The sequence below is a fragment of the Micromonospora sp. genome (genome assembly GCF_048594385.1).
GTDB classification, from domain to species: domain Bacteria; phylum Actinomycetota; class Actinomycetes; order Mycobacteriales; family Micromonosporaceae; genus Micromonospora; species Micromonospora wenchangensis.
In genome coordinates, this window is the sequence record NZ_JBMDWU010000334.1 from 1 (window position 1) to 1,786 (window position 1,786).

Consider the following 1,786-nt stretch of genomic DNA (forward strand, 5'->3'; position numbering starts at 1 on the left):
CCTGGCCTTCCTCAAGGGCCTCAAGCAGGTCGACGGCTGGCAGGACATGCCCCTGACCAAGGCCGCCCAGACCGTCCAGGTCTCCGCCTACCCCGACCACTACGCCCAGTGGGAGACCCAGGCCGCCGACCTCGTCGCCCAGCACTGGAACAGCTGACCCCCATACGACCCGATGGCCGGCACCCCACCCGGGGTGCCGGCCATCGGCGTGTCTCCACCGGCCGGGCCGGTGATCGGCGAGGGTCAGACCGCGCGGCGGCCCTCGAAGGCCCGACCCAGGGTGATCTCGTCGGCGTACTCCAGGTCGCCGCCGACCGGCAGGCCGCTGGCCAGGCGGGTGACCGCGATACCCATCGGCTTGACCATCAGCGCCAGGTACGTCGCCGTCGCCTCGCCCTCGGTGTTCGGGTCGGTGGCGAGGATCAGCTCGCGGATCGTCCCCGCGCTGAGCCGGCTCATCAGCTCGCGGATACGCAGGTTGTCCGGGCCGATCCCCTCCAGCGGATTGATCGCCCCGCCGAGCACGTGGTAGCGGCCCCGGAACTCACCGGTCCGCTCGATCGCCACCACGTCCTTGGGTTCCTCGACCACGCAGATCACCTCGTCGGTGCGGCGCGGGTCGCGGCAGATCCGGCACTGCTCCGACTCGGCGACGTTGAAGCAGGTGGTGCAGAACCGGACCAGGTCCTTGACCTTGCGCAGCGCACCGGCCAGCCGGGTGACGTCGGCCGGGTCCGCCGACAGGACGTGGAAGGCGATCCGCTGGGCGCTCTTCGGGCCGACGCCCGGCAGCCGCCCCAACTCGTCGATCAGGTCCTGGATGGCACCCTCGTACATCTGCGGGTCAGAATCCGGGCAGGCCGAGGCCGCCCATGCCGCCGGCGACCGGGCCCATCTTCTGGTCGGTCAGCTCCTTGGCCGCCTCGGCGGCGTTGTGCAGGGCCGCGACGACCAGGTCCTCCAAGGTCTCGACGTCCTCCGGGTCGACCGCCTTCGGGTCGATCCTGATGCTCTTGATCTCGCCGGAGCCGGACACGGTCGCGGTGACGAGACCGCCGCCGGCGGTGCCGGTCAGCTCGGCCTCGGCCAGCTCGGCCTGCGCCTTGGCGATCTGCTGCTGCATCTTCTGCGCCTGCTTCAGCATCTGCTGCATGTTCGGCTGTCCACCTGGGCGCACGGATGGCTCCTTCTCGCACTCGTCTGCTCGGCCGCGCCCAGCCTAGTCGGGCACGGCCGGTGTCTCCGGTCCGGGCGACGGCGGGTCAGCGCGCGTCCACCTCGTCGATCTTCTCGGCCCCGAACGCCTCCCGGAGCAACTGCACCGCCTGCTCCTCGCTCGACTGCCGGGCGGTCCGCTCGTCGATCACCTCGTCCAGCGGTTCGTCACCCGGGTCGAAGCCCTCGTAGGCCGGGGCCGCCGGCTGTGAACGTCCACCGGCACGCCCCGGCCCGTCGTAGTCCGGGTCGTACGGCGGCTCACCGGCCCAGGCGGCGTCCGCCAGCCGGCGCGCCGGCTGGGCGGACCGTGGCCCCTTGGCGGTGCCGGCCGCTGCCGCCGCCGCAGCCGCCCGCGCCGCCGCGATCGCGCTGCTCACCGGGGCCGCGCCGGGGGCGGTCGCACCGGTCTGCGCCGGGGCCGTCGCCTGCCCCGCCGGCCTGGGTACGGCAGTCGCCGTCCCGCCGGCACGCGCAGCCGCCGGTGCCACCGCCCGTGCTCCGGATGCCCCCGCCGTGCCGGGCCCGGCCTGCGCGCCCGTTGCCTGCGCCGAACCGCCGGCCGTCGTCG

At 73.8% G+C, this 1,786-nt stretch carries 2 protein-coding genes and 1 pseudogene; all 3 read right to left on the reverse strand.

Features of this window, described 5'->3' with window-relative positions; translation table 11 throughout:
- Positions 1-243: 243 nt before the first annotated feature.
- Entirely contained in the window at positions 244-837 is a 594-nt protein-coding gene (gene recR / locus ACOJTC_RS17840) for a recombination mediator RecR (protein WP_088647762.1), read from the reverse strand.
- A gap of 7 nt (positions 838-844) precedes the next feature.
- Entirely contained in the window at positions 845-1,153 is a 309-nt protein-coding gene (locus ACOJTC_RS17845; RefSeq protein WP_067309858.1) for a YbaB/EbfC family nucleoid-associated protein, read from the reverse strand.
- Positions 1,154-1,262: 109 nt separating this feature from the next.
- A pseudogene (locus tag ACOJTC_RS17850) lies at positions 1,263-1,786 on the reverse strand (DNA polymerase III subunit gamma and tau); the annotation flags it as partial.

Bases quoted from the DNA above. Each gene is read 5' to 3' on its own strand.
- recR (WP_088647762.1), bottom strand. From the start codon at position 837: ATGTACGAGGGTGCCATCCAGGACCTGATCGACGAGTTGGGGCGGCTG.
- ACOJTC_RS17845 (WP_067309858.1), bottom strand. From the start codon at position 1,153: ATGCAGCAGATGCTGAAGCAGGCGCAGAAGATGCAGCAGCAGATCGCC.